We start from the raw sequence: 21,783 nt of genomic DNA on the forward strand, positions 1-21,783 counted from the left end.
GGGCATGACGACCATGCGTTACCGACTGCTCGGGCCGACCGGGCTGCGCGTCTCGGAGCTGTTCCTCGGCGCGATGACGTACCAGGAGTTCTCGCCGGAGGTCCGGCGCGTCTTCGAGCTGTACGCCGAGGCCGGCGGCAACGTCGTGGACACGGCCTCCATGTACGGCGGGAGCGAGGACGTCGTCGGCGAGCTGCTCCAGGGCCGCCGCGACCGTTTCGTGCTGGCCACGAAGTACACCGGCAGCCGCGACCGCACCGACCTGAACGCCGCCGGCAACCACCGCAAGAACCTCACCCTGTCGCTGGAGCAGAGCCTGCGCCGGCTGCGCACCGACTACATCGACCTGTACTGGGTGCACGTCTGGGACCGGCACACTCCGGTCGAGGAGACGATGCGGGCGCTCGACGACGCGGTCCGCGCCGGGAAGGTGCTGTACGCCGGGATCTCGGACGCCCCGGCGTGGGTCGTCAGCCGGGCGAACACGCTGGCGGAGTGGCGCGGGTGGACGCCGTTCGCCGGGTTGCAGGTGCCGTACAACCTGCTGCGGCGGGATGTGGAGCGGGAGCTGCTGCCGATGGCGCGGGCGTTCGGGATGAGCGTGGCGGCGTGGGGGGTGCTCGCGCACGGGGTACTGTCCGGCCGGTACGCCGAGCCGGGTGCCGCGGCGTCGCGGGTGTCGCCCGACTCGATCAGCGGACGTGACCGGGCCGGGGTGCGGGTCGTGATCGAGGTGGCCGGCGAGCTGGGCGTCACGCCGGCGCAGGTCGCGATCGCGTGGGCGCTGCGGCGCGGGGTGCACCCCATCCTCGGGACGAGCAGCGCCGAGCAGCTCAAGGACGACCTGGGCGCCCTGGAGGTCGAACTGCCGGAGGAGGTGATGCGCCGGCTGGAGTCGGCGGTGGACTTCGAGCTGGGCTTCCCCGGCGATTTCATCGCCGAGGCCGACCGCAGCCCAGCCTTGTACGGCGACGCCCTCCCCCGCCTCACCGGCCGCTGACCCCGGGGGGGTCGGCGCAGGGTGGTGGCGGTTCGCCGGAGGGTGGGAAGGAAGGCGAGCACGCGGGCGCCGCGGTGGCGGCGGTGCTCGTAGGTCTCCGCGCCGCGGTCCGCGAGGAGTTCCCGCAGGCCCTCCTCGTGGCGGGCGAGCACCTACCGCCGCGCGCCCGCCTGGCCCGCTCAGCCGGCATCCGGCTCCGCGGGCTTGCGGCGCGAGCTCCTGAACAGCACGAACGCCCCCAGCACGACGAGCAGCGCGAGGCCGCCCCAGATCCACCCGGGCACCCCCGGCTGCGCCGCGGCGCTCTGATCGGCCGCCGTCGCGGCGCTGCCCACGTCCGAGGGAGCGGCGGACGGCGGAGCCGCCTCACCGGTGGGAGTAGCCCGCGGCGAGGGAGTTCCCTTCACCCGGAACGGGATCTCGCCCTCGATGGGGTGCCCGTCGGACGACACGACCCGCCAGCCGATCGTGTACGCGCCCGGCGCGAGCGGCTGGGGGACGTCGGTGAGCACCTTCGGCCCCTCGAGCCGCGGCTTGCCGAGCGGGACCTCCTTGCCGGCGGCGTCGTGCAGCACGACGAAGGGAAACCTGACGCTCGCGCTGTATTCGAGCTCGATCTCCGCCACGGAGGCGACCTGCGCGTCCTTGGCGGGTGAGCTGCGCTTGAGCGCGTCGTGAGCCGACGCCGGCGACGCGGGACAGGTGAGGACGGCGGCGCAGACGAGCGCGGCCAGCCCTCCCCCGAGCAGCCGCCGTGACAGAAATGCCATGATCGAATTCTCCAGAACGATCTCCCGGACGTGAACGGCGTCCGGATCGGGCCGACGGACGGAACCGGCACGCCCGCACCCGCCCGGACGCACACCGGGCGGGACGGGCGTCAGGCCCGGACGGGCGGGCCTCGGCGGGAGATCGCGGCGGAGACGCTGGCACCCGCGAGAACAGGGGCGTCGTACGGGACGGCCGGAGCGGGGATCGGGCCGGCGGCGGCGCCGGCCGGGAGGGCGGCGAAGAGCCGGATGGCCGGGCGCGGGGCGCCGTACAGGCGGATCATCAGCCACAGCGCGCTCTCGCCGCGGTGCAGCCACCACGCCGTCAGCGCCGCCAGCGTGAGATGGACCAGCGCCATCCCGGGCGCCGGATGCCCGTGCCCGTGGGCGGTGACGTCGCCGGGCGCGAGCCGGTCGAAGAGCTGGTGCAGCGCCGTCTGCGTGCCCACGGTGGCCGCGAGCACGGCGGCCGGGCCGCGTTCGCGCCCGTTGATCGCGTACGCCAGCGCGAGCACTGTGAGCACGGCCACCAGGCAGGCCCCGAGCGGGACGCGGCCCCCACCGGCGAGGGCGTGACCGGCGGCCGACACCGCGCCGCAGGCCGTCGCGAACACGACGGCCCTGGACAGGCGCAGCACCGCTGACGCCGCGGATGGCGCGCAGGACACAGTCGCCATCCTTCCACACACTTCAGGATTGAACGGCTGATGCGCGGGCAGCGGACTTGGATGGACACCGCCTTGAGCGCCGGCCAGGACCTGGAACAGCGGGTCCGCAGGGAGCTTACGGACGCGGGCTTCACGGTCGACGCCTCCCCGGTCTCCGCGGACGGCGGGCTCTCCGTCTGGCACGACCCCGCGCGCGGGGTGGTCGTCGCCTGGGACGTGGCCGCCGGGCAGCTGATCAGGTACGGCACCGTCCGGGCCGCGGTGCGGCTGGCCCTGCGCGCCGTGCTGATCGCGGCGGGCCATCAGGTCGAGGAGGACCGTAACGGCCTGGAGCTGGTCGTCACCTCTTGACGCGGCGCAGCGGCCGGCCGACCTCATGCAGGTGGCGCAGTGCCTGTCCCCACGATTGCAGCAGGCCGCATTCGGCGTAGGCGACGCCGAGCGAGGCGCAGTAGGAGCGGACGATGGGGCGGGCGCGGTACAGGTTCGCGGACGGCATGCTCGGGAACAGGTGGTGCTCGATCTGGTAGTTCAGGCCGCCCAGCGCGACGTCCATCAGCCGGCCGCCGCGGACGTTCCTGGAGGTGAGCACCTGGCGGCGCAGGAAGTCCAGCTCGTCCTCGGCGGTGAGCACCGGCATGCCCTTGTGGTTGGGGGCGAACGTGCAGCCGAGGTAGACGCCGTAGCAGGCCTGGTGCACGACCAGGAACAGCAGCGCCTTCGGCGGCGGCAGGACGGCGAAGACCGCTCCCAGGTACGCCAGCACGTGCGCCGACAGCAGCAGCCCTTCGGTCGTGCGGCCCTTGAGCGAGGGGCGGCGCTGCGCCCGGAAGCTCGCCACCTTCAGGTTCAGCCCTTCGAGGGTGAGCAGCGGGAAGAACAGCCACGCCTGCCACGGGCCGATGACGCGGGCGACGCCCCGGCTGGCCTCGGCCTGCTTCTGCGACCACAGCAGGACGTCGGGAGAGACGTCGGGGTCGTGGTCCTCGTGGTTGGGGTTGGCGTGGTGGCGGGTGTGCTTGTCCATCCACCAGCCGTAGCTGAGCCCGACGGCCAGGTTGCCGGCGATGAGCCCGGCGATCCGGCTGGTCCGCCGCGACCGCGAGATCTGCCCGTGCGCCAGGTCGTGGGCCAGCAGCGTCACCTGCGCGAACGCCACCGCCAGCAGCACCGCGACCGGCAGCTGCCACCAGGAGTCGCCGATCACGGCGAAGGCCGCCCACGTTCCCGCGAAGAGGGCGGCCACCAGGCCGATCCGGACGGCGTAGTAGCCGGGCCGCCGCTCCAGCAGCCCCGCCTGGGCGATGCGGCGCGACAGCCCCGCGTAGTCGCTGCCCCGTCGCGCCGCCGCCGGGGCGGGGGACGTATCTGCCACAGTCACGTTGTCTCCGATGCCGAGGGGTCAGGGTCCCTCCTCAGCATCGCGAGCGGCGGGCGCCGGCGGACCCCCGCTGTCACCCGTCCTCGTGGTAGTGCGTGCCCTACCTTGTGGGCACCCCCGCCGCCTGGGGCTGGGCCGGACTCAGCGTGGGGCATCGGACGACCTCACCAGGTGGGGAACGGCGAGCGGCGGGGGCGCGGCTCGGGGGACGTCCCGCCTCAGGCGGGCTGCAGGACCGGCACCTCGCTCTCGCCGAAGATGTGCAGGTCCGCGCGGAAGGCCGCGAGGTAGGCCGCCCGGTCCCGGAACGTGGCGGCGAGCGCGTCGCCGTAGTCGATGAGCTGCCGGTGGGCGTCGCGGCGGGGCTCGTAACGGGCGTGCAGCAGCCGGTCGAGCAGCACCGGGTCGCCCGCGGCGTCACCGATGGCGTCGGCCAGGATCTCGGCGTCGTGCAGCGTGTAGCTCATGCCCATGCCGGTCATCGGGTGGCAGGCGAACGCGGCCGAGCCGAGCAGGGCGGCGTTGCCGCGGTGGTAGGCCCCCACCCGCAGCGACGAGACCTTGATGCGCTGCCAGTGCGCCGGCTGGAGCATGTCGAAGGCGTCGGGGCTGTCGGTGACGAACTTCTTGAGCTGGTCCAGCAGGACGGGGATGCCGTCTTCGAAGATGGCCCGGTCGTCCTCGGGCGGCAGGCCGACGAACACGCGGGCCTCGTCGCGGTTGAGCGGGTACAGGTAGGCGAGCCAGCCCTCGGAGCTGAAGTAGAGCCGGTTGAGCTGGGCGACGCTCGCGGTGAGCGGCACGGTGGCGGCGCGCATGATCAGCCGCTCGTACGGTGTCATGACCTGCTCGACGCCGAGGGCCTCGCGCACGGCGGACCGGGCGCCGTCGGCGCCGACCACGACGCCGGGCCGCAGCCGCCGCCCGTCGGTGAGGGTCAGCTCCTCGACCTGGTCGCCGTCGGTGGCGATGCCGGCGACGCTGGCGTCGAACCAGAACTCGACGCCCTCCATCGCGCACGAGGCGTAGATGAGCTCGACCAGGTCGCGGTAGGGGCGGATGAGGTAGCCGCCGTCGGGGAAGCGGCACTCCTGGATGAGGTCGCCGTCGTGGTAGTAGCGGATGGTGTCGCGCCTGAGGCCGTGGCGCCCGGCGAGGTCCGCCAGGCCGTGCCGGGCCAGCACGCGCAGCCCCGGGGGTTTGAGGAAGTCGGCGCCGGCGCTGGGGACCGAAGGCCCCTGCTCGATGACGACGACGCGCCTGCCGCGGCGGCTGAGGAGCAAGGCGAGGAAGCAGCCTCCGAGCCCGGCGCCGACGACGGCTACGTCGCACGATGTGGTTGCCATGACGAGAGCCCTTCTGAATGGTTCAACTAGTTCGTGTGCCCGCGGGTCCCGGCGAGAGGCCCGGGTTCGGCCGCGCGCGGTCGCGGTACGCGGTCCGTCCGGGGGTCGACGGCCGTACGCGGGTCCAGCACCGTCCGGGGGTCGACGGCCGCGCGCGGTTCCAGCGCCGTCCGGGGGTCGGTGACCGGGGTGCGCGTTTCGGCCGGCAGGAGCGCGTCGGCCTCGGCCGCCACGGTGGCGAGCGTCATGCGCAGTTCGAGCAGCAGGCGGCGCGGCACCTTCACCATCACGTCGTCCGGATCCGGCCGCGTCTTCGTGATCTTGGTCAGGGCGAGCGCGCCGATCAGCACGGAGATCGCCACGCACAGCGCGATCGCTCCGGCCAGGCCGGCGAAGGGGCCGGTCATGAAGAACGGGTGGTCGATCACCACCGACACCACCGCGACGCCCACGGCGCCGCCCACCATGCGCGCCATGGTGGCCGCGCCGACGGCGGAGGCGTACTGGTGGGGCCGGGCGGCGAGGGTGGTGGCGACGGAGGTGCCGGGCGCGAGCGCCCCGACCCCCATGCCGACCACGACGCTGGCGATCAGGCCCCACACGGTCGGCCCGGTCTGCACCAGCACGAGCACGCACGCCCCGCCGCACAGCAGCGAGCCGGCGTAGATCAGCCCGTACGGGCCGACCCGCTTGATCAGGCGCCCGGCGAGGACGCTGGTGAGGACGACGGCCACCGACGTGGGGGTCAGCCACATGGCCACCTCCAGCATCGGATAGCCGAGGTGCAGCAGGTAGAGCGGCTGCACGGTCAGCAGCCCGTACGACAGGGCGCCGAAGCCCCAGGTCGCCAGCCAGCCCCAGACGAACCTGGGCCGCCGCCACAGGGCCAGGTCGATCGCGGGCAGCCGGTGGTGCCTGGCCTGCGCGAGCGCGCCGCCGAGCAGGGCGAGCGCCGCCACCGCCAGCCAGAGCACGTCCATGCCCCAGTCCATGGCCTTGGAGATGGCCAGCACGATGACCGCGATGCCGGCGGCCAGCAGCCAGGCGCCGAGCACGTCCGGCCGGCCCTTGGCCTGTGTGCGCCGGCCCGGCGGGAGCGCGGCGCAGGCGACGAGCAGTGCGACGCCGATGACGACGTCGGGGATGAACAGCGCCCGCCAGCCGACGGTCGCGGCCAGCCAGCCGCCGCCCGCCTGCATGAGCAGGCAGCCGAGGCCGGAGGCGGAGCTCCACAGCGCGATCGCGCCGCGGCGCTGCGACTCCGGCAGCTCGCCGAGCAGCAGCCCGAGACTGGCCGGGATCATGGCCGCGGCTCCGGCGCCCTGGACGGCCCGTGCGGCGAGCACGAACGACCAGGATTCGACGGTGACCGTGGCGATCCCGCCCAGCACGAACACCACGAGCCCGACCGCCAGCACCCGGCGGCGGCCGAACAGGTCGGCCCAGCGGCCCGCCGTGGCCAGCAGGGCCGCGATGGGGATGAACGCCGCGCTGGTCAGCCAGACCAGGTCACCGAGCGGCATGCCGGAGCCGGCCGGCGTGTAGCGCAACACGCCGACGGCCAGGGTGGTGGCCGTGGTGTCGGCCATCACCGTCAGCATGACGCCGGCGCCGACCAGGCGCAGCATCACTCCGTGACGCCGGGTGAGGCCGGCTGTTCCCGCCGCGCCGGCGGCCGCTGGTGACGAACGCACGTGGGTCCTCCTAGGAAAGTGACTTCCGCCGGACGGCGGAGCGGGGCGAGGGGTGGGGTCAGGCGCCGTAACGGCCGGGCGAGATCAGGCCGTCGGGGTCGAGCGCCGTCTTGATCCGGTGCAGCATGCCGAGGCCCGCGGTGCTGGTCTCGGACCAGACGGCGGCGGCGGCGTGGTCGATGTCGGAGCGGTAGATGGCGCAGCCGTGGCCCCGCAGCAGGGCACTGCCGTCGCTGCGGAGCTGGTGCGCGCGGTGGGCGCCGGACGGCGTACCGCGGTCGAAGAAGATCTGCATGACGCCGTTGGCCAGGTGCCTGCCGACGAGGTTCCACTCGGCCATGAGGGCGGTGGTGTGGGCGTCGACGGCGGTCTGGAGCGCGGCGATGATCTGGTCGGTCTTGGCGGCGTCCATGGGCATCAGCGGCAGCAGCGCCAGGAAGCCCATCGCGCCCTCGTCGATCTGGTCGCAGGAGGTCACGCCCAGCGCGTGGTGCACGCCGAGGCAGGTCGGGACGCCCTGCGCCATGAGCGCCCGGGCGTACATCGGGTCGTCGGGGCCGATCTCCGCCGCGTCGACCACGCGCAGCGCCTCGGCGCCCTCGACGCCGACCAGCGACTTGCGCAGCAGCTCCTCGGCGAGCTCCACGGTGGCGTCGCTGCCGAGCAGGGTCCCGAGGACGGTGAACAGGCTCGGGTCGACGCCGGCCGGCAGCGTCCAGTCGCCGTGGGAGGGGGCGAGCGACAGCTCGCGGATGCGCATCAGGCCGTCGGCGGGGTTGCCGCCGCGCAGGAAACCGGTGACGGCGCCGAGCGCCGCGCCGGCCTGCCCGCGGGGAAGGCGCCCGTGCACGAGGCCGATGGTCTGCGGGCGGGGCACCAGCGAGACGGCCATGGCGGTGACGACGCCCAGGTTGTGCTGGACGAACGCCTGCGTCAGGTCCGGCCCGGCGACCCGCCCGTGGTAGCGGCCCGCGGAGTCGAGGCCGCCGGTGGTGACCACGCTGCCGTCGGCCAGCACGGCCTCCAGCCCGGCCACGTCGTGGACGCGGGAGCGTACGCAGCCGTCGCCGCGGTCGAGCGCGTTGCCGATGACCGACGTGTCGGCGCACGAGGCGGTGACGTTCAGCATCCATGGGGTGTCGCGCAGCACGGCGGCGAGCTGGGCCTGGGTGACGCCCGGCTCGATGACGGCGTAGCCGGCCTCCAGGTCGAGGCTGCGGATGCGGTTCATGCCGCCGAGGTCCACGACCACGTTGTCGTCGGTCACCGGCATGGCCGAGCCCATGCCCCAGTTCCTGCCGGTGCTGACCGGGTACAGGCGGCGCTTGGCCGCCGCGGCCTGGCGGACGAGGGCGCGTACCTCGTCCAGGGTGTGCGGTGTCTCTATGCCCGCCACGGAGCGCGGCTGGTGACCCCCGACGTCACGCGACCTCAGCTCCACTCGCGACAGTCCCTGCATGATTCTCCTCAAAGGGTGCGGTCTCGCTTTTTCCGGCTCCCGTTCCGGGAGCCGCCGGGGCACACGTCAGGCGGTGTGCTGCAGTAGGTCGTCGATCGAGCCGATGGCCTGGTTGGACATCTCACGGATGTCCAGCAGCCGCTGCTCGGCGAACGGCTCGGGCACGTCGTGCGCCGCGAAGTCGCGCGCACCCTGCGGGGTGACCTCGTGCAGCACGTACGGGTGCCGCCGGGCGTGTTCGGTGTCTCGGTGCTCGCGCCCGGGGCGGGCGGGCAGGTGCGGGGGGGTTCGCATGACGGGGCTCTCCTACCGGACGGTGGGGTTTTCCGGGGTACCGCTCGCCGTTGAGCGGCGGGGGTCAGCGCGCGGCCTCTCCGAGGCCGGCGTGCCCGGCCCGGGGAGCGACGGTCGCGGGGATCACCCGCGGCCCGCCGTGGTTGATGACGCTCGCGGCGATGCGGCGCTCCGCCAGCCCCATGTGGGGACGGCCGGCACCGGTGGAGCCCGGCCGTGCGGCGGCCGAGCTGCGGATGAGGGAGCTGGCGTGCACCCAGTGGCGAGACTCCGCCAGCACCTCGCGCTGGGCGCGGCGCAGGTCGGAGTGCCGCGCGTAGTGTTCGCAGACGCCTCCGGCGAGCACCCGTGCCATGACGAGGTGCTCTTCGCAGGCGGCCGCGACCTTCCCCTCCAGGCCGATGACCTGGGCGAGGAGCAGTTGCAGGTGCGCCAGGCCCGAGCTGCGCTCGAACCCGTCGAGCTCGGCCAGCCGCGCGGGCCAGCGCAGCCGCCGCTCGATCGAGGCGCAGACGTCCGCGACGACCTGGCCGATGGACAGCGCGGCCAGGTCCTCCGGGCCGCGGCCGTCGAGCTGCACGGCGCGCTGCGCGGTCGGCTCGTAGTCGGCGAGCCGGCGCAGGCCGCTCTGCAGCAGGCGTACCCGGTTGTGCAGGCAGGCGGCGCTCCAGCCCAGCACCAGCAGGCGGTCGGCGTCGGCCTCGCAGTGCCAGCCGACCAGCGCCACTTCGCGGGCCATGCGGTGGTGGAGCACCCATGACTCCGGCCCGCCGACCGGCGCCGGGGTGTCGATCCACACCTGCAGGCCGCCCGGGGGCAGCTCGGCGACACCGACGTCGGTGCCGGGTGGCGCGACTCTGGCGCAGATGCGGTGGACGACCCGCTGCTGCGCCGCGGTCTCCGGCGCCATGGGCACCGGGGCCGGCAGCACCCGCTCGGGGGCCACTTGCGCCCTTGGCTCGATGCTCATCTGGGCCACCTCCAGACCCGCGGGTCCTGTCGATGTGCGTAAATTGACACTTAATGGTGCCGGTCCTGATCGTCGTCAGGCGGAGCTCTTCTGTCAACTGTCACTTAACGAATCCAGTATGGATCGCGTGGCGCGGCCCGGCCCGGGGTAGTGAACCGGCGACTTCACTCGCGTGAATCCCGTGTTACGGCGCGTGGTTGATCTAGAGTTCCGAACGGCGTTGGTGGTGGCGTACGACAGTCGAGGAGCGAGCCCGTGCGGGTGGCCGGAGCCGTGGTCACGGCCGTGTCGATGGCCGCGGGACCTTTCACGCCGCCGGATCCGGCGCCGGCCGGGGCTCCGTACTGCGTGTTGGCGGAGGACTTCACACCGGCCGGGGCAGACGGGTCTTACCTCATCGATACTGCTTCCTCACTGGAGTGGATCCACCCCCATCCCGCTCCCGCCCGGCGGGAGCCCTCGGCCTCCGAGCGGCTCGACTTCGCCGGGTTCCCCAACGTGTCGGTCCTCGACGTGACCGGCCCGCGCGGCGTCCCGGAGCAGAAGGTGATCACCACCTACGCCACCAACGTCGACCAGGTCGTCACCCTCACCAACGCGGCGGCGGTCTCCGACGACGGCGGCGTCACCTTCGGCCCGCCGGACGGGACGCCGCTGCGCGAGTCGCCGATCGAGCTGCACGACGGCCGGTTCTTCGCCACCGAGTACTATCCGGCCCGCACCGGCCCGCACACCGCGCGGCTGGGCGTGCTGACCTCCTCCGCGCTGGAGGACGGCGAGAGCTGGCTGCGTTCGGCGGCCACCCTGCACACGCCCGGCGACCTGCTGCCCGGCGGGGCCGCGTACGGCGCCCCGATCCAGCTCGCCGACGGCACGATCCTCATCACGCTCTACGCCCGCTACACCGACACCGGCACGTACCAGGCCGAGGTGTACGCCAGCGACGACGGCGGCGCCACTTTCCACCGGCGCGGGGTGATCGCCCGGCCCGCCGGCGGGTTCTGGTTCACCGAGGCGAGCATCGAGCAGACGCTGGACGGCAGTCTGCTGGCGGTGCTGCGGCGCGACGGCGGCCAGTACGCGACGCTGCACCAGAGCCGCTCGCGCGACGGCGGGCGCACCTGGTCGCCGGTGCGCGAGGTGCGCTTCGCCGGCATGGACTGCGTGGTGCGCGGCGTGGCGCCGCGGCCGCTGCTGACGCCCGGCGGTCTGCTCGTGCTGAGCGCGGGGCGGCCGGACACCTGGCTGGCGGTCTCCCCCGACGGGCTCGGCGAGGAGTGGACGGAGCCGCGGGTGACGTACCACAACCGCGACGGGATCTGGGACACGCACGGCTCGTCCGGCTACACCGGCCTGGCGGCGGTCGGGCCGCATCGGCTGATCCAGGTCGTCGACAACTGCAAGCTGCCGGGGGTGAGCGCCGACGGGACGCTCAACGAGACCGCCTGCCCGGCGCACGGCAGGTTCGAGCACGGCGGCTGGTACGCGATCAAGCGCCTGCTGTTCACCGTGGCCACGCCCGGCCACAGGGTCGACCTCGACGCGCTGCGCCGCAGCGGCGACCTGCGGATCGCCACGACGATGCGCTGGTCGAGCCCGTACCGCGCGCGGACGAACCCGGCGGCGGCGATGGACGGCAGCACGGGGTACTGGTCGAGCGCGGTGGCCCCCGGGCGGGGGCGTTACGAGCTGCACTTCGAGCGGCCGTACCGGCTCAGCCGCATCGGCCTGAGCCTGCGCCCCGGGCATCCGGCGGGGGCCCGGGTTTACGTGTCCGCCGACGGGCGCTCCTGGGGCGAGCCGGTCGTCACGATCCGCGACAGGACCGACCACGCGATGCGGTACGACGCCATCGGCCGCACCGCCCGGCACGTCAGGATCGTCACCGAGCCGACGCGCGACTGCGACCCGGAGATCGGCGCGTCGTGCAGCATGCTGAACGAGGTCGAACTGTATTCCTGAATTTCTCCGCACGCCCCGGAAAGACAGATTGTCCCGGCCGTGCGAACCTGCGCCTTCCGGCCTCCCGCGGGTAAATTCCGATAAACGCTTGGCGCCGCACCCGCATTCGCGTCACACTCCGGCCGCGTGCCTATTACGCGTTCCTGCGGTGCCGCGAAATCGTGTGCTCGCTGAATGCGTCCGCGGAGGTCCTTTCCGGTACCCCCGCGCGACGCGTTCGCGCCCCCCGGCGCGAGCCTCACCGTCTCGGCGGAGGCTCTTTGCCGCGGCCGAACAGCTTTTTGTCGCCTCTGGTGTCGGCTCTGGTGTCGCCCTCCTCGTCGATCTGCAGGCGCTCCTTGCGCACCTGGCCCTCGACGGTCTCCTCGTGCCGGATCTCCTGCTTGCGGACGTGCACGCGCTCGACCGGCCGGGTCTCCTTGCCGACGACCGGGCGCTCCTCGTGCAGGATGAGCTGGCGGTCGTCCTCGCCGATCTCGTACGTCCCAGTGACCTCGCCCTCGCGGATCGGCTCGCGCTCGATCACGATCTCCTCGTGGGAGAGCGGGACTGTTTCCTGGACGCTTTCGGTCTCGACGTACTTGTGCAGCCGCACGCGGCCCTTTTCGCGGCTTTCCTTGCCGATGTGGAGCTGCTCCTCGTACCGGATCATCTCGATGTCGCGGTCCTCGGCGAAGCCTTCGCGGGTTTCGCCGGCCACGCCTTTGCCGGTGGGCTCGTACGGCCTCTCCCCCGGCTTCTCGGTGAACCGCCCGGCGGTCGTCCCGGCGGTCGTTCCCGCGGTCGTTCCCGCGGTGCCGGCGGTCTCCGCCGTGGTTCCGGCGGCGCCCTGTTCGCCGACGCGCTGGCGCGGGATGGTCGACGGCTGCATGCCGTAGTACCGGTAGAGGTCGGCCTCCTCGTCGAGGTTCAGGCGGTCGTCCACGTCGATGTTGGGCGCCCCCTTGATCATCTCTTTGTCGTAGGGGACCCGGATCTCCCCGCCCGAGCGGCGAGCGCTGGCCAGAGGCACGAAGGTCTGCTTCATCCCGAAGAACCCCGTGCGTACGGTCACCCACTCCGGCTCGCCCGTACGGTCGTTGAGATAGACCTGTCCCACCTTGCCGATCGATTGCCCGTCCGACCCCACCACATGGCAGTCGAGCAGGTTACGGATCTCTGTTTGCATAGCCACGACGATCCCCCTGATGTGTTCGTCCTGGTTCAAAAGGGACGAATACCCCAAATCGCTATACCGGCACACAGAAGCAGGGCAGTTTTCTGTCAACTGCCCTGCCCGCAATAAAAGAGCGTTTTGCGGCATTACATGCGAAATACGGGTCAGGGAAGGGCGCTGCCCAGGCGGAGGCGGACGCGGTCGCCCTGGCGGATGACCTCGCGAACGGTCCAGACGCGTTCGCCGATCACCGTGCCCTTGGCGGTCATGTAGCCGCCCACGCGCAGCAGCGGCCGGCCCGCGTGGTCGCGCAGCAGCTGGGCGCGTGCCTCGGACTCGTCGCCGAACACCACGAGGAAGTCGACGGTGTCCGCGGGTGCGTCCAGGAGGAGGCCGGGGTGGAGGTGGGAGTAGGGGACTTCGACCAGAAGTTCGCTCACGGTCAGGCGTCTACCCAACGTGCCCGGCATCACCGGTGAAAGTGGGACGAGATAGCACTTTCCATCCCGATGATGTGAAATATCAGCATCGTTTCTACAGGTTGGAGAACCACGTGCCCCTGTTCGACCTGCCGCTGGAGGAGCTCCGCGGTTACCGTCCCGACCGCGACGAGCCCGCCGACTTCGACGCGTTCTGGTCCGCGACCCTGGCCGAGGCCGGGGAGTTCGACCTGGCGGCCGAGTACGTCCCGTACGACCTGCCCTTCGCCAGTGTGGACGTGTTCGACGTGTCGTTCGCGGGGTGGGGCGGGCACCGGATCAACGGCTGGTTCCTGCTGCCGCGCGGCGCGCAGGACCCGGTGCCGTGCGTGATGCATTACATCGGCTACGGCGGCGGGCGCGGCTTCCCGAAGGACCATCTGATGTGGCCGGCCGCGGGGTACGCGGTGTTCGTGATGGAGACGCGCGGCCACGGCGGCGCCAGCGCGCACAGCCCCGGCTCCACCGGAGACCCGCACGGCAGCTCGGGCCCGCAGGCGCCGGGCATGATGACCCGCGGCATCCTCGACCCGGCCGACTACTACTACCGGCGCGTCTTCACCGACGCCGTGCGGGCGGTCGACGCGGCGGCGGCGCATCCGGCGGTGGACGCCTCCCGGATCGTGGTCTCGGGCGGCAGCCAGGGCGGCGCCATCGCGCAGGCCACCGCGGCGCTGCACCCGGGTGTGCGGGCGGCGCTCGTCGACGTGCCGTTCCTGACGCACTTCCGGCGGGCCGTCGAGATCACCGGGCGGGACCCGTACCAGGAGCTGGTCAGGTTCCTCGCCGCCCGGCGCGACAGCGGCGAGCAGGTCTTCCGCACGCTGTCGTACTTCGACGGGCTGAACTTCGCCGCCCGCGGGCGCGTTCCCGCGCTCTACTCGGTGGCTCTGATGGACGACGTCTGCCCGCCGTCGACGGTGTTCGCCGCGTACAACCACTGGCAGGGGCCCAAGGAGATCACCGTGTGGCCCTGGAACAACCATGAGGGCGGCGGCGGCTACCAGACGGAAGAGCAGCTGCGCTACCTACGCAAGCTGCTCGGCGGGAGCTGAGTGAGGGCCACCGCCGTGCCGGGACGGGCGATCCCGGCACGGCGGCGCCTCGTCACGCTTCTTTCTCTGTGACCAGGAACGACACGCTGCCCTGCGCGTCGGCTCCGGCGTCCAGAGACTTGTCCTCCAGAACGGTCGCGGCCACGGGGTCCAGGTAGACCCGCGCGCCTTCGGCCTCGACGACCGCGTCCGCCGGCTCCGGGGCGGTCGCGAGGGTCAGGGTGAGCGAGTTGGCGCCCTCCCCCTGAGACGAGATGCGGATCCCGCTCTGGGAAGGCTCGGGCGCCGTCGCGGTAAGGTCACGGATCGCCTGAGCGGCGTTAGCTGTCAGGGTGAGCACTAGGGCTCCTCCTCACGTTCGAGTACATGAGTTGCCTGCCATGCCCACCCGTCCTCACCTCAATCCTTCTTGACCGTTTCTTTACCGACGCTTCACGGGAGAACCCGGCGTGGACAATGGAGGGATGGACCTCACGGCACGGCGGCGGGCCATGGTGGCGGCGCTGCGCGAACGCCTCGCCATCAGCGAGCCCGTGGCCGAGGCCATGCTGGCCGTGCCGCGTCACCTCTTCCTGCCGGGCGTCGACCCCGAGCACGCCTACCGCGACGAGGCCATCGTCACCAAGCGCGACGCCGGCGGCCTGCCCATCAGCTCGTCCTCGCAGCCGCTCATCATGGCCGTCATGCTCGACCAGCTCGGCGTGGAGCCGGGGCACCGGGTGCTGGAGATCGGCGCCGGCACCGGCTACAACGCGGCCCTGCTGGCCCGGCTGACCGGGCCCGGCGGCCACGTGGTGAGTCTCGACCTCGACCCCGACACCGTCGACCAGGCCCGGCGGCACCTGTCGGCGGCCGGGTCCGGGCAGGTGGAGGTGATCTGCGCCGACGGGGCGGAGGGTCATCCGGCCGGGGCGCCGTACGATCGGCTGATCGCCACGGTCGGGGTGTGGGACCTGGAGCCGGCGTGGCTGGAGCAGCTCCGCCCTGAGGGGCGGCTGGTGGTGCCGCTCGACCTGCGCGGCGTGCAGGTGTCGGCGGCCATGGAACGGGCGGACGACCACTGGGTGAGCCGGTCGGTGGCGCCGTGCGGGTTCATGCGGATGCGCGGGGCGGCGGCCGGCCCCGAGGTGGTCAGGGTGGTGCGCGAGGATCCGTACCTGTCGCTGGTGCTGCCCGAGCGGCGCGAGATCGGCGACGTGGCGGCGGCGCTCGACGCGGAGCCCTGCGAGATCGTCATCCGGCAGGAGGAGCGCGGCTCCGTGTTCGACGTCCACGTGGGGGTGTCGCTGTGGCTGGCGCTGCACGAGCCCCGCTGGTGCACCGTGGCGGGCAAGCTCGGGCGCGGGTACGGCGGCACGGCCGGCATCGTCGAGGGCGACGCCGTCGCGCTGCTCACCCTGGAGGACGGCGCCCTGCTCGCCCGCGGCTACGGGCCCGGCGCCGATCGGCCGGCGGCCGACCTGGCCGCGCACGTCCGGGCGTGGGACGCGGCGGGCCGACCGAGCGTGGACGACCTGCGCGTCGAGGCCCACCGTGGCCCGGTGCCGGGAAACCCTGTGGTGATCGAGAAACGCCACACGACCCTGGCCCTGAGCTTCGCCTGACGGCTGCCGCGATCAGCGGCGGCGGCACAGCGAGGGGTCGAGCAGGGCGGGCGGGGTGTCGAACTTCTCGTGTGCGGCCAGGTCGGTGCCGGGTGCGACGATCGTGTCGATGGCGTCGAGGACGTCGGCGGGCAACACCGTGTCGGCGGCGGCGAGCTGCGCGGTGAGGTGGTCCAGCGTGCGGGGGCCGATGATCGCGCCGGTCACGGCCGGGTGCGCGGTCACGAATCCGAGCGCGAGCTGGATCATCGTCAGACCGGCCTGGTCGGCGACCTCGGCCAGCCTCTCGACCGCGTCGAGCCGGGCGCGGTTGGACGGAATGGACAGGTCGAAGCGTTCCGGCATGAACGCCGAGCGGTTCGTGGCGACCTCCCGGCCCTCGCGGACGGCGCCCGACAGCCAGCCCGAGGCCAGCGGGCTCCACACCAGCACGCCGAGCCCGTACTGCTCGGTCACGGGCAGGACGTGGGCCTCGACGCCCCGCTGCAGGATCGAGTAGCTGGGCTGCTCGGTGACGTAACGGCCGAGGTGGTGCTCGCGGGCGGCCCACTGGGTCTGCACGAGGCGGTAGGCGGGGAAGGTCGAGGTGCCGAAGTAGCGGATCTTCCCCGCGCGCCGCAGGTCGGTCAGGGCCGACAGCGTCTCCTCGTCGCTCGTCGCCGGGTCCCACCGGTGGATCTGGTAGAGATCGACGTGGTCGACGCCGAGGCGGCGCAGGCTGTCGTCCAGCGCGGTGACCAGCCAGCGGCGCGAGCTGCCCCGGTGGTTGGGCTCGTCGCTCATCGGCATGCTCGCCTTGGTGGCCAGCACGACGTCGTCGCGGCGGCCGGCGACGGCCTTGCCGACCATCTCCTCCGACTCGCCGCCGCTGTACATGTCGGCGGTGTCGATGAGGTTGATCCCGGCTTCGAGGGCGGCGTCGACGATGGCGGTGGCCTCGGCCTGGGTGGTGCGCCCGATCCGGCCGAAGTTCATCGCGCCGAGCGCGAGAGTACTGACCTGTACGCCGGTGCGGCCCAACGTGCGGTATTGCATGGTGTCTCCTCCATGGGGTGAAGCCTGGCGTCAACGCACGGCTTGGACGCCGGTGCGCCGCTCTGGCATCATGAACAAACGGAACAAGGTCCCGCTTGACGATACGGAACGTTGTCCCGTTTAGCAAGCTCGAGCGCGGAGGGAACGGCACGGTGAACGACAGCGATACCACCCGGCCCAAACGGGCGGACGCCCGGCGCAACAAGGAGACCCTGCTCGACGCGGCCACCGAGGTCTTCGTCACCTCCGGCGTCGAAGCGCCGGTACGCGACATCGCGGCCAAGGCCGGCGTCGGGACGGCCACGATCTACCGCCACTTCCCGACCCGGGCGGATCTCATCATCGCCGTCTACCGGCACCAGGTGGAGGCGTGCGCCGAGGCCGGCCCGTCCCTGCTGGAGAGCAGCCGGAGCCCGCACGCGGCGCTGGGGCGATGGATCGACCTGTTCGTCGACTTCCTGGTCACCAAGCACGGTCTCGCCGCCGTGCTGCAGTCCGACGACGCCGGCTTCCGGACGTTGCACACCTATTTCCTCGACCGGCTCGTGCCCGTGTGCGCCCGGCTGCTCGACGCCGCGGCCGGCGCCGGCGAGATCCGCTCCGACGTGGACGCCTACGCGCTCATGCGCGGCGTCGGCAACCTGTGCATCGGCGCCGAGACCGACCCGCGCTACGACGCGCGCCGCCTGGTCGAGCTGCTCATCGCCGGGCTGCGCCGGCCTCACTAGAGGTGCGGCAGCCGCCCGCCTCGGCGCCGGACACCTGCCAGTCCGCGCCGGGGAACGGGCTCATGAAGGAGGTGAGCAGGTCCACCGCGTAGTCGGGCGCCTGACCGCCGAGGTCCAGCAGGGAGACCATCTGGGGGCCGTCGGCGCCGCGCAGCGTCAGGGCGCCGCCGGACGCGCGGGCGGCGAAACCCGGTTGGGCCGCGACCGTGACACAGGCCAGGCCGACCCCGGCCGCCCTGATCTCCTGCCGGGCCCCGATCCGCCGCATCCGCTGGTCGTAGCGGCGCAGGTCGAGCGAGTCGGACGGGCCGATGCGCACCGATTCACGGAAGACGTCGTCGCCGATCTCCCGGCTCAGCCGGACGTCGAGGCGGATGTCGGGCCGCAGGTCGACGCCGGTCGCGGCGATCCTGAGGCTGCCGTAGCCGCCCTCGAAGCCCGGGGTGACGTATCCGAGCGCCGGGGGCGCCTTCAGGCCGAACGGGATCCGGCCGGGCCGCACCCGCAGCCAGGACACCCGCCGGGCCTCCAGCGACACGTCCCGCACCACGCTCCTGGCGAGCGCGAACCGGCCGCCGACGTGGTAGGTGAGGAACCCGCCCGTGTACGGGACCTCCTTGCGCACCGCGACACGCTGCGGCGCGACCGGGTCCACCCTGAGCCCGGCGTGCAGCGTGACACGTCCGGTCGGCGCGGGCCGGGAGACCAGGTCGAGCGACCGGTCCGGGTTGAGACGGATCGTGGTGTCGGCGGCCAGATCCTCGACCGCGAGCGACACGTCTCCGAGCCGGCCCGTCGGGTCCACCAGGCGGCCCTCCACCCCGAGGCTCCCGTCGAGCGTGCCCGCCCCTCCCTCGGCCTTGTACGTCACCGCCGGCACGCCGAGCCCGGCCGCCGAGGCGTCGGCGTCCACCCCGAAGGCGGCGGGCACGTCGGCGAAACGCAGCGCCCCGGTGCCCCTGCCCGGCACGGTGACCTCGGCGGTGAGCTCGCGCACGGCCGCCGAGTTACGGACGCGGACGCGGGTGCGCGCGCCGTACGCGCCGTCCACCGCCACGGCGGCGGGCACCGGGTCGATCGCGACGTGACCGCGCACCCCGCCCGCCTCCGCCCGCACGTCCAGCGCGCCCAGCGTGGCGGCGGGCTCGATCCGGTACGCCGCCCGCACGGCGTTCCCGCCCGCGCCGAACGGCCCGAGCGACATGCGGGTGATCGTGGACGGCAGCCCGGTCAGCGTGGCGCCGGCCTTGACCGGCACGGGTGACAGGACGCCGCTGTCCAGGTAGACCCCGAGGCTGCGCCGCCTGGGCCGGAAGCCCGAGAAGGTGAACGTGCCGGCCGCCGGGTCCACCGACACCTGCTCGGGCAGGCCGCGTACGTCGAGGTGGGCCTGCAGGCCGAAGCAGCCGCGCCCGGGGAGGCAGAACGCGCCCGGCGCGCAGCCCGGCGACCCCTCGCGGCACGCGCCGTCCACCAGCGACACGCCGTCCGGCACGGCGGGGGCGGAACGCATGCGGGCGAGGGCCGCGCTCTTGCCGAGCCAGGCGCGGGCGCGCACGTCCAGGCGCGAACCCGAGTACGTCAGCCGCCCGCCCTCCGACGAGACCGCCAGCCTGCCGGGCAGGGGCCCGAGCGTGCCGGCCAGCCCGAAGCGGTCGTCGCCCCTGGTGACGTCGGCGTCCACGGCGAGCGTCTGGCGGGCCGCGCGGAAGGCGGCGGCGAACCCCTGCGCGGACGGGCCGAACTCCACGTGCGACAGGCCCTTGACCTGAACGCTGGCGTCCAGGTCGCCGCTCGCCTGATCGTGGTGGGCCGCGAGGTGCGGCCCGGTCGGCGCGGTGGCGCCGTCGTGGTTGGTGAAGGCCAGCGCCGCCGATCCGACCGGGCCGGACAGGCCGCGGAAGCGGTACGACGCCGGGTTCCACGAGGCGTCGAACCGGGCCGGGACGCCGCGGACCTCGGCGGTGGCGCGGACGTACCGGCCGCCCATGGTGCCTCTGGCGAGGGCGGAGACGGCGGTGACGGGGGCGTCGGCGGTCCAGGTGAGCGTCCCGGGCGCGGCGACGAGCTCGGCGTGCTCGCGGAGGCCGTCGATGCGGGCGCGGACGTCCTCGCCGGAGGGTCCAGGCTTTTTATCCGCATAAATCCGTATCTGGCGGAGTTCGGCGGTGGTCGTGACCTTGACGGACGAGCGTTCGCCCAGCTCCCACGCGGCCGTCACGTCGCCCCGCACGCCGAGGACGGTGCCGTCGATGACCGGCCCCGACCCGAGATCGGCGTACGCGGCCCGCAGCCGGTCGATCGCGCCGGACGCCCGGTAGGCGGCCGTCCCCTTGGCGGGGTCGAGGGTGACGTCCACGGTGGCGGGCGTGTTGGAGAGCTCCACGCGGGCCAGGCGGGTGCGGTCCACGCTGGCGGCGCCCACGAACGACCGGCCGGCGGAGGCCAGGTCGAGGTGGGCGTGCGGCCTGGAGCCGTACGCGACGTCGAAACCGGACACGTCCGTCAGCAGGGCCGAGACGCCCAGCGCGGCGCCGTCCTTGATCATGGTGACGTGGGCGCCGCTCGGGGCGGCGAGGGCGCCTCCACGGCGCTGCAGCACGACGGCGAACCTGCCGACCGGTGAGCTCGCCGTGTGCGTGACGCGGTGCGCGGCCAGGTCGTTGGCCAGGCGCAGCCGGGCGGGCAGCTCGCTCAGCTCGGACTTCAGCACGGTCCCGGCCGCGTCGGAGTACAGCAGGCGGGCGGCGCCGGCGGGCGCGGCCGCGTCCACGGTGAGGGTCTGCCCGGCGTCCGTGGTGGTGTAGCGGGCGTTGAACGACCGGGGGACGCGCTGGAGCTCGACGTCGGTCACCCTGGTGAGGCGGCCGTCGCGGTAGGTGAAGTCGTGCACGTGCGCGTCGCCGGCCGGTGCGGACCCGGTGAAGGCGACCCGGCCGCCCGACAGCCGGACCTCGGCGCGGGCGGGCATCCGGTCGAGCGCGGCGTGGGTGAAGCGGCGCCCCGTCACGGCGAGCGCCTCCAGCCGGGCGGGCGCGGAGGCGGTGGCGTCCAGGGTGAGGGGGTCGAGGGCGGCCTTCACGGTGAGCCGGCCGGTGGCGGGCGACTGGCGCAGGCTCACGGCGCTGCGGCCGGTCAGGCCGGCCACCACGGCCGCGGACGCGCCCGGCTCGGTGCGCTCCACGTCGGCCGTGACACGCCCGCCCGCCACGGTGAACGTCCCCCGGTCGGCCGCCGACAGGGAAGAGCCGCGGCGCAGGCCGTCGAAGCCGACGGAGACCTTGCCGTCGTACTCCGCCCAGACCAGCGCCTTGAGGTCCGCACGCCCCAGCCGCCGCACGGCGAACCGCAGGCCGACCTCCTTGCCGGGGAGGGCGGCGGGCACCAGGGTCGCGGCCAGGTCGGGCCGGTCGTCGGCGGTCACGTCCGCCGCGGCCGGCACGCCGACCAGCCGCCGCGCCGAACACGAAACCGGCACGTCCGCGCTCTCGACGCACAACCGGTACGTCATCCCGGACGCCCCCACTCGCTCACCCGCGCCCTCGCCGAGCCGGTCGAGCACCTCAGCGATCGGGGCGAGGGGTTTCACCAGGGTGAGCAGCCGGGCTCCGGCGGTGTCCGGCAGCACGCCGTGCACGTCGGGAGCCCGCCCGCCGACCCCCTGCTCCTCCTGGACGGCGGCGGCACGCGCGCTGACCTCGCGGGCGAGCGCGGGCCCGGCCGGCGTGGTGACCTGGGGCGCCTGCGGCCCCGCCGCGTCGTCGCCGGCGGAACGCAGGGCGAGCGACGGCCGCTCCGGGACGGTGGCGACGGCGCCGGACGGCTCCTCGACCCCCGGCACGGGCTTCAGGTCGACACCGGCCGCCTGCCCTCGGTCCGGCTTCGGCGTCCGCGCTGACACCGGCTTCGGCGTTCCCGCCTGGGCGTGGACAGGCGTGGGCGCCTGGCCCTGGACGGGCTGGCCTGCCTCGGCCCGCGTCGCGGACGGCTGCGCCACGAGGAGCGAGCCCGCGACGGACGTGGCGGCGAGCACGCGCAGAAAGGCGTGCGGCATGAAGCGTTCTCCCCCGGACCAATCATCCCGTCAGAAACATAAGTCACGAGATGACCACATCCCCTCACAGTGAGTCAAACCTCTCCCAACATGGGACTCCAGTTTTATGGGGCGATACGACCTCATCC

General features: G+C 73.4%; 19 protein-coding genes. 6 read left to right on the top strand and 13 right to left on the bottom strand.

Going from position 1 to position 21,783, the window contains the following annotated elements; genetic code table 11:
• The first annotated feature begins 13 nt into the window (after positions 1 to 13).
• Positions 14 to 1,000 carry an aldo/keto reductase gene (locus ACIBP6_RS14445; protein WP_397053392.1) on the top strand — a complete coding sequence of 329 codons (987 nt, stop codon included), beginning with the start codon at positions 14 to 16 and terminating at the stop codon, positions 998 to 1,000.
• A 179-nt stretch (positions 1,001 to 1,179) separates the two neighbouring features.
• On the opposite strand, the gene ACIBP6_RS14450 is transcribed toward ACIBP6_RS14445, so the two are convergent.
• Both ACIBP6_RS14450 and ACIBP6_RS14455 read right to left on the bottom strand, forming a co-directional pair.
• Complete coding sequence (locus ACIBP6_RS14450; RefSeq protein WP_397052217.1) at positions 1,180 to 1,770, bottom strand: copper resistance protein CopC; 591 nt, start codon at positions 1,768 to 1,770, stop codon at positions 1,180 to 1,182.
• Between the two features lie 110 nt (positions 1,771 to 1,880).
• Positions 1,881 to 2,438: a hypothetical protein gene (locus tag ACIBP6_RS14455; protein ID WP_397052219.1), complete on the bottom strand. Its 558-nt coding sequence runs from the start codon at positions 2,436 to 2,438 to the stop codon at positions 1,881 to 1,883.
• 60 nt (positions 2,439 to 2,498) lie between these two features.
• Here ACIBP6_RS14455 and ACIBP6_RS14460 point away from each other — a divergent pair, with 60 nt between their 5' ends.
• A complete protein-coding gene (locus ACIBP6_RS14460; protein WP_397052221.1) occupies positions 2,499 to 2,789 on the top strand; it encodes a hypothetical protein in 291 nt (96 codons plus the stop codon).
• On the opposite strand, the gene ACIBP6_RS14465 is transcribed toward ACIBP6_RS14460, so the two are convergent.
• The 6 genes from ACIBP6_RS14465 to ACIBP6_RS14490 form a co-directional block, all read right to left on the bottom strand.
• Positions 2,779 to 3,819 carry a fatty acid desaturase family protein gene (locus tag ACIBP6_RS14465; RefSeq protein WP_397052223.1) on the bottom strand — a complete coding sequence of 347 codons (1,041 nt, stop codon included), beginning with the start codon at positions 3,817 to 3,819 and terminating at the stop codon, positions 2,779 to 2,781. The genes ACIBP6_RS14460 and ACIBP6_RS14465 overlap by 11 nt on opposite strands.
• Positions 3,820 to 4,037: 218 nt before the next feature.
• Positions 4,038 to 5,165 (bottom strand): FAD-dependent oxidoreductase, encoded by a 1,128-nt coding sequence (locus ACIBP6_RS14470; protein WP_397052225.1) that lies wholly within the window; start codon positions 5,163 to 5,165, stop codon positions 4,038 to 4,040.
• A gap of 26 nt (positions 5,166 to 5,191) precedes the next feature.
• Complete coding sequence (locus tag ACIBP6_RS14475; RefSeq protein WP_397052227.1) at positions 5,192 to 6,859, bottom strand: MFS transporter; 1,668 nt, start codon at positions 6,857 to 6,859, stop codon at positions 5,192 to 5,194.
• 58 nt (positions 6,860 to 6,917) lie between these two features.
• Entirely contained in the window at positions 6,918 to 8,318 is a 1,401-nt protein-coding gene (locus ACIBP6_RS14480) for an FAD-binding oxidoreductase (RefSeq protein ID WP_132619004.1), read from the bottom strand.
• Between the two features lie 66 nt (positions 8,319 to 8,384).
• Entirely contained in the window at positions 8,385 to 8,612 is a 228-nt protein-coding gene (locus tag ACIBP6_RS14485; protein ID WP_397052229.1) for a hypothetical protein, read from the bottom strand.
• A gap of 64 nt (positions 8,613 to 8,676) precedes the next feature.
• On the bottom strand, positions 8,677 to 9,582 hold the full coding sequence (locus tag ACIBP6_RS14490) for a hypothetical protein (RefSeq protein ID WP_132623048.1): 906 nt from the start codon (positions 9,580 to 9,582) through the stop codon (positions 8,677 to 8,679).
• A 255-nt stretch (positions 9,583 to 9,837) separates the two neighbouring features.
• On the opposite strand from ACIBP6_RS14490, the gene ACIBP6_RS14495 reads away from it, so the two are divergent.
• Positions 9,838 to 11,544, top strand: a complete 1,707-nt coding sequence (locus tag ACIBP6_RS14495) for an exo-alpha-sialidase (RefSeq protein ID WP_397052231.1) — start codon at positions 9,838 to 9,840, stop codon at positions 11,542 to 11,544.
• Positions 11,545 to 11,782: 238 nt separating this feature from the next.
• Here ACIBP6_RS14495 and ACIBP6_RS14500 read toward each other — a convergent pair whose 3' ends face one another.
• Complete coding sequence (locus tag ACIBP6_RS14500; RefSeq protein WP_397052233.1) at positions 11,783 to 12,712, bottom strand: DUF2382 domain-containing protein; 930 nt, start codon at positions 12,710 to 12,712, stop codon at positions 11,783 to 11,785.
• A 152-nt stretch (positions 12,713 to 12,864) separates the two neighbouring features.
• Positions 12,865 to 13,140: a hypothetical protein gene (locus tag ACIBP6_RS14505; protein WP_397052235.1), complete on the bottom strand. Its 276-nt coding sequence runs from the start codon at positions 13,138 to 13,140 to the stop codon at positions 12,865 to 12,867.
• A 113-nt stretch (positions 13,141 to 13,253) separates the two neighbouring features.
• Between ACIBP6_RS14505 and ACIBP6_RS14510 the strand changes: the two genes are divergently transcribed.
• The gene (locus ACIBP6_RS14510; RefSeq protein WP_397052237.1) at positions 13,254 to 14,234 is read left to right on the top strand and encodes an acetylxylan esterase; all 981 of its coding nucleotides are present in this window, start codon (positions 13,254 to 13,256) and stop codon (positions 14,232 to 14,234) included.
• A gap of 52 nt (positions 14,235 to 14,286) precedes the next feature.
• Here ACIBP6_RS14510 and ACIBP6_RS14515 read toward each other — a convergent pair whose 3' ends face one another.
• Positions 14,287 to 14,574, bottom strand: coding sequence for a Fe-S cluster assembly protein HesB (locus ACIBP6_RS14515; protein WP_132623040.1), 288 nt, complete (start codon positions 14,572 to 14,574; stop codon positions 14,287 to 14,289).
• 124 nt (positions 14,575 to 14,698) lie between these two features.
• Between ACIBP6_RS14515 and fxlM the strand changes: the two genes are divergently transcribed.
• Positions 14,699 to 15,838: a methyltransferase, FxLD system gene (fxlM, locus tag ACIBP6_RS14520; RefSeq protein ID WP_397052239.1), complete on the top strand. Its 1,140-nt coding sequence runs from the start codon at positions 14,699 to 14,701 to the stop codon at positions 15,836 to 15,838.
• 12 nt (positions 15,839 to 15,850) lie between these two features.
• Here the strand turns inward: fxlM and ACIBP6_RS14525 are convergent, their stop codons facing one another.
• Entirely contained in the window at positions 15,851 to 16,873 is a 1,023-nt protein-coding gene (locus ACIBP6_RS14525) for an aldo/keto reductase (RefSeq protein ID WP_397052241.1), read from the bottom strand.
• A gap of 152 nt (positions 16,874 to 17,025) precedes the next feature.
• Here ACIBP6_RS14525 and ACIBP6_RS14530 point away from each other — a divergent pair, with 152 nt between their 5' ends.
• Positions 17,026 to 17,601 (top strand): TetR/AcrR family transcriptional regulator, encoded by a 576-nt coding sequence (locus tag ACIBP6_RS14530; RefSeq protein WP_397052243.1) that lies wholly within the window; start codon positions 17,026 to 17,028, stop codon positions 17,599 to 17,601.
• On the opposite strand, the gene ACIBP6_RS14535 is transcribed toward ACIBP6_RS14530, so the two are convergent.
• Positions 17,573 to 21,655, bottom strand: a complete 4,083-nt coding sequence (locus ACIBP6_RS14535) for a hypothetical protein (protein ID WP_397052245.1) — start codon at positions 21,653 to 21,655, stop codon at positions 17,573 to 17,575. The two genes, ACIBP6_RS14530 and ACIBP6_RS14535, sit on opposite strands and share 29 nt — an antisense overlap.
• Positions 21,656 to 21,783 lie beyond the last annotated feature (128 nt).

This window comes from Nonomuraea terrae (assembly GCF_044465245.1).
GTDB classification, from domain to species: Bacteria; Actinomycetota; Actinomycetes; order Streptosporangiales; family Streptosporangiaceae; genus Nonomuraea; species Nonomuraea terrae.

Excerpts from the sequence above, each read along its gene's own strand:
- ACIBP6_RS14445 (WP_397053392.1), top strand. The coding sequence starts at position 14 with ATGCGTTACCGACTGCTCGGGCCGACCGGGCTGCGCGTCTCGGAGCTG.
- ACIBP6_RS14535 (WP_397052245.1), bottom strand. The coding sequence starts at position 21,655 with ATGCCGCACGCCTTTCTGCGCGTGCTCGCCGCCACGTCCGTCGCGGGC.
- ACIBP6_RS14470 (WP_397052225.1), bottom strand. The coding sequence starts at position 5,165 with ATGGCAACCACATCGTGCGACGTAGCCGTCGTCGGCGCCGGGCTCGGA.
- ACIBP6_RS14525 (WP_397052241.1), bottom strand. The coding sequence starts at position 16,873 with ATGCAATACCGCACGTTGGGCCGCACCGGCGTACAGGTCAGTACTCTC.
- ACIBP6_RS14460 (WP_397052221.1), top strand. The coding sequence starts at position 2,499 with ATGGACACCGCCTTGAGCGCCGGCCAGGACCTGGAACAGCGGGTCCGC.
- ACIBP6_RS14485 (WP_397052229.1), bottom strand. The coding sequence starts at position 8,612 with ATGCGAACCCCCCCGCACCTGCCCGCCCGCCCCGGGCGCGAGCACCGA.
- ACIBP6_RS14480 (WP_132619004.1), bottom strand. The coding sequence starts at position 8,318 with ATGCAGGGACTGTCGCGAGTGGAGCTGAGGTCGCGTGACGTCGGGGGT.
- ACIBP6_RS14450 (WP_397052217.1), bottom strand. The coding sequence starts at position 1,770 with ATGGCATTTCTGTCACGGCGGCTGCTCGGGGGAGGGCTGGCCGCGCTC.
- ACIBP6_RS14490 (WP_132623048.1), bottom strand. The coding sequence starts at position 9,582 with ATGAGCATCGAGCCAAGGGCGCAAGTGGCCCCCGAGCGGGTGCTGCCG.
- fxlM (WP_397052239.1), top strand. The coding sequence starts at position 14,699 with ATGGACCTCACGGCACGGCGGCGGGCCATGGTGGCGGCGCTGCGCGAA.
- ACIBP6_RS14500 (WP_397052233.1), bottom strand. The coding sequence starts at position 12,712 with ATGCAAACAGAGATCCGTAACCTGCTCGACTGCCATGTGGTGGGGTCG.